Origin of the sequence: Mycobacterium sp. ST-F2, from assembly GCF_001905655.1 — a bacterium.
Lineage (GTDB): Bacteria > Actinomycetota > Actinomycetes > Mycobacteriales > Mycobacteriaceae > Mycobacterium.
The window spans coordinates 1-6,529 of the sequence record NZ_JMHT01000047.1; the positions used below are offsets into that span (position 1 = coordinate 1).

General features: G+C 67.4%; 6 protein-coding genes. 3 read left to right on the forward strand and 3 right to left on the reverse strand.

Annotated elements, in window-relative coordinates; genetic code table 11:
* The first annotated feature begins 74 nt into the window (after positions 1-74).
* Positions 75-1,478: a lipase maturation factor family protein gene (locus tag EB75_RS17565; RefSeq protein ID WP_073696630.1), complete on the forward strand. Its 1,404-nt coding sequence runs from the start codon at positions 75-77 to the stop codon at positions 1,476-1,478.
* Here EB75_RS17565 and EB75_RS17570 read toward each other — a convergent pair.
* Positions 1,475-2,107: a TetR/AcrR family transcriptional regulator gene (locus EB75_RS17570; protein WP_073696631.1), complete on the reverse strand. Its 633-nt coding sequence runs from the start codon at positions 2,105-2,107 to the stop codon at positions 1,475-1,477. The two genes, EB75_RS17565 and EB75_RS17570, sit on opposite strands and share 4 nt — an antisense overlap.
* A 40-nt stretch (positions 2,108-2,147) precedes the next feature.
* Here EB75_RS17570 and EB75_RS17575 point away from each other — a divergent pair, with 40 nt between their 5' ends.
* Complete coding sequence (locus EB75_RS17575; protein WP_073696632.1) at positions 2,148-3,566, forward strand: ABC1 kinase family protein; 1,419 nt, start codon at positions 2,148-2,150, stop codon at positions 3,564-3,566.
* Positions 3,553-4,704, forward strand: a complete 1,152-nt coding sequence (locus EB75_RS17580) for a cytochrome P450 (protein ID WP_073696633.1) — start codon at positions 3,553-3,555, stop codon at positions 4,702-4,704. Before EB75_RS17575 ends, EB75_RS17580 begins: the two co-directional genes overlap by 14 nt.
* On the opposite strand, the gene EB75_RS17585 is transcribed toward EB75_RS17580, so the two are convergent.
* Entirely contained in the window at positions 4,696-5,082 is a 387-nt protein-coding gene (locus tag EB75_RS17585) for a thiol-disulfide oxidoreductase DCC family protein (protein ID WP_073696635.1), read from the reverse strand. The two genes, EB75_RS17580 and EB75_RS17585, sit on opposite strands and share 9 nt — an antisense overlap.
* A 57-nt stretch (positions 5,083-5,139) precedes the next feature.
* Entirely contained in the window at positions 5,140-6,459 is a 1,320-nt protein-coding gene (locus EB75_RS17590) for an HNH endonuclease (protein ID WP_073696634.1), read from the reverse strand.
* Positions 6,460-6,529 lie beyond the last annotated feature (70 nt).

Below are 6,529 nucleotides of genomic sequence, written 5' to 3' on the forward strand. Positions count from 1 at the left end.
AGAACGAACACTGTCCTTTCTCCGGCCCCCCCCCGCCGTATCCTGGAGTTCAGCGGCGGGTCAGGAATTCGGCGATGGAATGGTTCTCAGCACCCGAATACTGGTTCAGCCGGCTGGTGCTGGAGCGCGGCATCGCCGGCGTCTATCTGATCGCGTTCATCTGCGCCGCAAGGCAATTCCGGCCACTGCTCGGCGAACACGGCATGTTGCCGATTCCGCGCTATCTCGCCGCGGTGTCATTCCGGCAGGCACCGAGCATCTTCCATTGGCATTACTCCGACAGGTTCTTCGCCGGTGTCGCCTGGCTCGGCGCCGCGCTGAGTCTCGCGCTCGTCGCGGGCGCGGGCGATCTCGTGCCGCTGTGGGCGGCGATGCTCATCTGGCTCGTCCTGTGGGTGCTGTACCTCTCGATCGTCAACGTCGGGCAGCGCTGGTACGCCTTCGGTTGGGAATCCCTACTGCTGGAAGCCGGGTTTCTGGCGGTGTTCCTCGGCAACGCCTCCGTCGCGCCGCCGGTGCTCGTCATCTGGCTGGCCCGGTGGCTGGTCTTCCGCACCGAGTTCGGCGCGGGCCTGATCAAACTCCGCGGTGACCGGTGCTGGCGCGATCTGACGTGCCTCTACTACCACCACGAGACCCAGCCCATGCCGGGTCCGCTCAGCTGGTTCTTCCACCACCTGCCGCGGCCGTTGCACCGCGTCGAGGTGGCGGTCAACCACGTCACCCAACTCGTGGTGCCGTTCGGGCTGTTCGCACCGCAGCCCGTCGCCACTGTCGCGGGCGCAATCGTGGTGATCACCCAACTCTGGCTGGTGATCTCCGGCAATTACGCGTGGCTGAACTGGTTGACGATGTTGTTGGCGTTCAGTGCGATAGCCGGACCGGTGCCCGCCTCCCCCCTGGCCGCGCCGCCGACCTGGTTCATGGCACTTGTCATCGGTTTCACCGTGCTGGTCGTGGTGTTGAGCTACTGGCCGGTGCGAAACCTGGTGTCGTCGCGGCAGCGCATGAACGCGTCGTTCAACTCGCTGCACCTGGTGAATACGTACGGCGCGTTCGGCTCGATCGGCCGCATCCGGCGGGAGGTGGTGGTCGAGGGTACCCACGACGACGAGATCACCGACGAAACCGTGTGGCGCGAATACGAATTCAAGGGCAAGCCCGGCGCCGTCGGCCGGCTACCGCGGCAGTGGGCGCCCTACCATCTGCGGCTCGACTGGATGATGTGGTTCGCCGCCATCTCGCCGACGTACGGCCGCCAGTGGTTCGTCGGCCTCCTGGAGCAGTTGCTGCGCGGCGACGCGGCGACGTTGAAACTGCTGCGGCACAATCCTTTTCCGGATGCACCGCCGCGCTTTGTGCGAGCGCGGATCTTCCGGTACCGCTACAGCACCGGCCGCGAGCTGTGGCACGAGCGCGTGTGGTGGCACCGGACACCGGAAGGCGAGTACTTCCCGCCGGCCACCTTGCCGGACTAGCGCGCCGCTTCGATCCGGCCGGCCAGCATCGCGGTCCAGTCCGCGATGTACTCCTCGTCCGAGATGTCCGCCTGCGGGGCGTGGAAGACCACGCGCGTCGCCTGCTTGCCCAGCAGTGCGTTGATCCCGATCACGGCGATCCGCCTGGCCTCGGCTTGATCGAGGCCGGGCGCGCAGCCTCCGATCCAGTCAGCCAGTTCCCCGTACAGGCCGTCGACCAGCGCCGCGTAGGCAGCGCCCGGCCGGTCTGACTGATCAGCCGGCGTGCGGGCCGCGACCTGCAGGAACTGACTTTCCTGATTCAGCACGCGCAGCACGTACCGGCCGAGCAGCGTGAGTTCGGTCCGCAACTCCCCCTCGCCGGCGAACAGCGCGCTGATGTCGTGCATGGCCCGCCGCCGATCCAGCTGTCGGTCGATGCCCGCCGCGAGTACGGCCTCTTTCGTCTTGAAGTGGTTGTACAGGGCGCCGCAGCCGGGCACGAGGCCGGCCGCCTTCTCGATCTGGGTGATGCTGGTGGCTTTGTAGCCCTGCTCACTGAACAGCCGCATGGCTTCGGAGACCAGCCGTTCCTTGGTCGAGGTTTGCACTGCTGACTCCCACCATTGACCGGATATAAGAAGGGTCATATATTTCGTACTAGGTCACCATACAACGCTGGGAGTCGCAATGACCGGGAATGTGCCGCGCGGACGCATCCGCCGCACCATGCCGGTCGCCGGCTTCACCGCCCGCGCTGCGGGCGGCCGGATGGTCGCCGCGCTGCGGGAAAAGGCCGGAAACACCGGTGCCGTCGAGCGCTTCCACGAACGCACCGCCGAGCAGTACGCCGAACTCCTCGGCCACTCCAAGGGCGTGCTGATGAAGGCCGGTCAGTTGGTGTCCATGGTCGACGCCAATGCCATTGGCTCCGGCGAACTTTCGCCGTATCAGCGGGCGCTGACACGGCTGCAGGCCGACGCGCCGCCGATGGACTCGGCGCTGGCCCGGCAGGTTGCCGAGGATGACCTGGGACGCCCGATCTCTGCCGTGTTCGCGTCGTTCTCCGACGAACCGACGGCGGCGGCCTCGATCGGGCAGGTCCACCGGGCCGTCCTGCACGACGGCCGTGACGTCGCTGTGAAGATTCAGTATCCCGGTGTGGCACAAGCCATTCGCGACGACCTGTCGAACACCGAGTTGCTGGCGACCATGTTCCGCTTCGCGGCCGGGGCCGCCAGCACGCTCGGCACCATCTTTCCCGACGTCACCCCCATCGCCGCAGAGATTTCCGAACGCATCTCCGAGGAGATCGATTACCGCCGCGAAGCCGCCCACATCACCGCGTTCAGTGAGCTGTACCGCGACCATCCGTTCATCCGGGTGCCGGCGGTCGTTCCCGAGGCATCGGGTGACCGTGTACTCACCATGACCTACCTGGACGGATTGGATTGGGCCGCAGCACAAGATGCTGATCAGGAGCTGAAGAACACCTGGGCCGAGGTGATCACCCGATTCATCACGGGGTCCTACCGGCACGGCGACCTGTTCCATGCCGACCCGCATCCCGGCAACTACCGGTTCGGCCTCGACGGCACCGTCGGCTTCGTCGATTTCGGCTGCGTCAAGGTGCTGTCGGAGTCCCGGCGCCAACTCATCGTCCGGTTGGTCCGGTCGGCCGTCGAGGGGCGTAAGGACGATCTGCGCGTCGGCATGATCGAAAGTGGTTTCTTCACAGCCGATTCCCCGCTCACCGCGGACGACGCATATCGGTGGTACCAGGAGATCATCTTCGAGATACTCGCGCCGCAGCCGGTGACATACACCGAACAGACGTCGCGGCGGGCTGTCGCGTCGTTGCTCGATGTACGCGACGCCGACCACCTGATGCGGCACATCACGGTGCCGCCCGACTTCGTGTTCTTCTCGCGTTTGAACCTGTCGATGAATGCCATCTTCACCGCGCTCGGAGCCACCTTCTACGCGCGCGCATCGCTGGACGACATGGACGGTGTGGACGAACCGGTGACTGAACTGGGTCGCCAACACGTGGCGTGGGTGCGCCGACGTGGCTTGCCTTTCGGGATGGACGATCATGAACGGCGCTGATGTCACCGCGGCCCGGCTGCCCTGGGACGCCGCCGACCCCTACCCCTTCTACGAAGCCCGCCGCCGCGACGGAGATGTCGTGTGGGACAGCGTCGCCCAAGGCTGGCTGGTGCTCGGCTACGACGCCGCCCGGCAGGTGCTCGGCGGGTCGGGCTGGACCAGCGACCCGCTGGCCAATCCGGTGGCCCGCGCCACGATGACCGTGATGGGGCCGGAATTCGCCAAGGCATCGATGCTTTTCACCGACGGTGCCGATCACGACCGGCTGCGCGGCGCGGTGCGGGACGCGTTCACGCGCAGCACGGTGGCCGGTCTGACCGAGGGTGTGGAGGCGATCACCGCGGAGGTCGTTGCACAGGTGCCGACCGGCGAGCCATTCGATTTCATGTCGCAGATCGCGCTGCCCCTGCCGATCGCGGTGGTCGGCGAGTGGCTCGCTCTCGATCCGGGCCACGCGGCGGCGCTGCGTGAACTGTCGCCGTCGATCATCCGGATGCTCGGCACTCTGGCCGATCCACTCGAGGTGGCGGAGGGGTTCGGTGCCGCGGCCACATTGATGGCCGAGTTCCTGCCGCTCGCTGCCGACCGGCGAGCCCATCCCGGGGACGATCTGTTCAGCTTCATCGCCACCGATCCCGACCTGTCACTCGAAGACGTCGTGGTGACGGCCATCCTGATCGCGGTCGCCGGTCACGAGACCACCGCGAATCTCCTTGGCGCCGGGCTGATTCGGTTGGTGCACGAACAGGTCGACACCGTCGACAGGGCCGTCATCACCGAGCTTCTCCGGCTCGACGGCCCGGTGCAGTCGACGGTGCGTACGGCGACCGAGGACCACCGCATCGGCGGCGCCGACATCGCCACCGGCGACAGCGTCGTCGTCGTGGTGGCGGCCGCCAACCGCGACCCGGCCGTCTTCACCGAAGCCGACCGCTTCCGCTTGGGCCGTACCGGCCCCGCTCCCCTGGCCTTCGGATACGGGGCGCACTACTGCCTGGGTTCGGCGCTCGCCCAGCTGGAGTTGACCGTCGCGCTACGCGAAGTCCTTGCCCGCCAACCGGTTATCGACGGACCGGTCAAGTGGCGTGATACCCCCGCCATTCGGGGACCGCAAACGTTGCCGGTCGTCTTACGCTGAAACACATTCCGACGGCGCGGATTCGCACCACGGTGTGACGCCGCGGAAGTGGTAGCGGTGGGTGGCCACCCAGCGGTAGATCCGCTCTTGGAGCGCGCCGATTCCCGGGATGCCATAAACCCACAACGGCAACCGGGTGCCGATCGCCGCGGCCACGGCGGCGTTGGCCGCCTTGGCGCCGCCGAGCACTTCGCCGGAGGAATCCAGCCACCACACCGATTCCATCAGATGCTCGGGTGCTACGCCGAGTCGTTCGGCGGTGCCGGGCTTCTGCAGCGGTTCGGTGCGGAGCCGGCCGGTGCGATTCATCCGCAGCAATTGATTGCGGGCGCGGGTACACATCCCGCACTTGCCGTCGAAGAACAGCACACCGTCCATGACTTCATCATGCGCCGCCGAGCGCCGCCGGAAACCGTGAGTCGCCACACATCAGGGCTAGCTGCGCATGACCCGCGGGCGCGATCCCTCGTCGATGATCGCGAGATGGACCCTGCGGGTCAGGATTTGCAGTCCTGTCGGCATCGGCGGCGCGGCGGAGGTGTAGACCGCACCGGTCGGAGTGGTCAGTGTGACGGTGTGGCGGCCGTGCCGGTCGTAGGTTGTGGCCGCGTGCCAGCCGGGTTCTTCTTTGACGTAGTTGCAGTGCGCACATTGGCCTTGACCGTTGTGCACGCTGGTCGGGCCATGCTGCGCGTGCGGCCGGATGTGGTCGGTGTGCCGAATCCTGGCGTTGCAGTACGGGGTCCGGCAGATCTGATCCCGCAACGCGATGAACCGGGCCAGGGCTTTCGGGAACGCCCGGGATTTCGACTCCATCGCCACCAGCTTGTTGGTGCCCGGCTGGGCGTACAGGCGCCGCACCGCGGCCGCGCCCTGCGCATCGAGCGCGCCGACCACGACGAGATCCCGCGCTATTTCGGCCGGGATCGGCCCGTACCCCTCCAGATGCGCCGGTTCTGCGCCACCGCCGAGCAGGGTCTCATCCGAGAGCACCAGGTTCGCCGTCACCGGCACCGGCGACTGCACCGGGTTGCGGCCCGTGACCCGCTGCACCATCACGTCGGCCATGATCTGGTCGTGGGTGCGGCCCAACCCGGCCGGTACCGTCGTGCCCGGCAGTGTCGAGGCCAGCGTGCTCGCCGCCTCATCGGACAGCGCGGTATGCATGGCGCGGCCTTCGGCAGCCGGCAGCCGCACGCTCACGGTGGCCATGCCGTCACCAGCAGGCCGGAACCGGACATGACGCCCGGCCGGCGCGCGGCGCACCCGCTGCACGATCGCCTCCTGATCGAGCCGGTAGGCGATCCGCTTGGCCTCGGCGGTGATCTCGGCATCACCCTTACCATCGAGGGTGGCAGGGTCCGAGCACAATTCGGCATCCAGCAGCCGGCGATCCAACACCGACAGGCACTCGGCCTCTTTGGTGATCAGCTCGGCCCGGTGCTCGGAGAGCACACCCGACTCCAACGCGGCCAGCGTGCACGGCATGTCCGCGACCAGGATGCGGGCCATCGCCATCAACCGCTCACCCCGATGCGGCGACTCGCGCCGCGCCAACCCGATCTCCGAACCCAGCGCGGCCCGCGACACCCGCGGCCCACCCGCCGCGGCCGCCGCCACCCGCCGCGCCTCCAGTTCGGCCGCAATCCGGGCCTGCTGGGCCGCCGCAGCCGACTTCACCCGCTCGAGCTCGGTCATGCGACCCAACGACGCCGCCTCATCGGCATCGGGGTCTATCACCAGGCTTTCGCTCATACGTTCGATACTACCGGGCCCCACCGACATTGATTGTGTTCAACCCGTTCGGGCGAGGATGACCTTGCTC

Excerpts from the sequence above, each read along its gene's own strand:
- EB75_RS17565 (WP_073696630.1), top strand. The coding sequence starts at position 75 with ATGGAATGGTTCTCAGCACCCGAATACTGGTTCAGCCGGCTGGTGCTG.
- EB75_RS17580 (WP_073696633.1), top strand. The coding sequence starts at position 3,553 with ATGAACGGCGCTGATGTCACCGCGGCCCGGCTGCCCTGGGACGCCGCC.
- EB75_RS17570 (WP_073696631.1), bottom strand. The coding sequence starts at position 2,107 with ATGACCCTTCTTATATCCGGTCAATGGTGGGAGTCAGCAGTGCAAACC.
- EB75_RS17590 (WP_073696634.1), bottom strand. The coding sequence starts at position 6,459 with ATGAGCGAAAGCCTGGTGATAGACCCCGATGCCGATGAGGCGGCGTCG.
- EB75_RS17585 (WP_073696635.1), bottom strand. The coding sequence starts at position 5,082 with ATGGACGGTGTGCTGTTCTTCGACGGCAAGTGCGGGATGTGTACCCGC.
- EB75_RS17575 (WP_073696632.1), top strand. The coding sequence starts at position 2,148 with ATGACCGGGAATGTGCCGCGCGGACGCATCCGCCGCACCATGCCGGTC.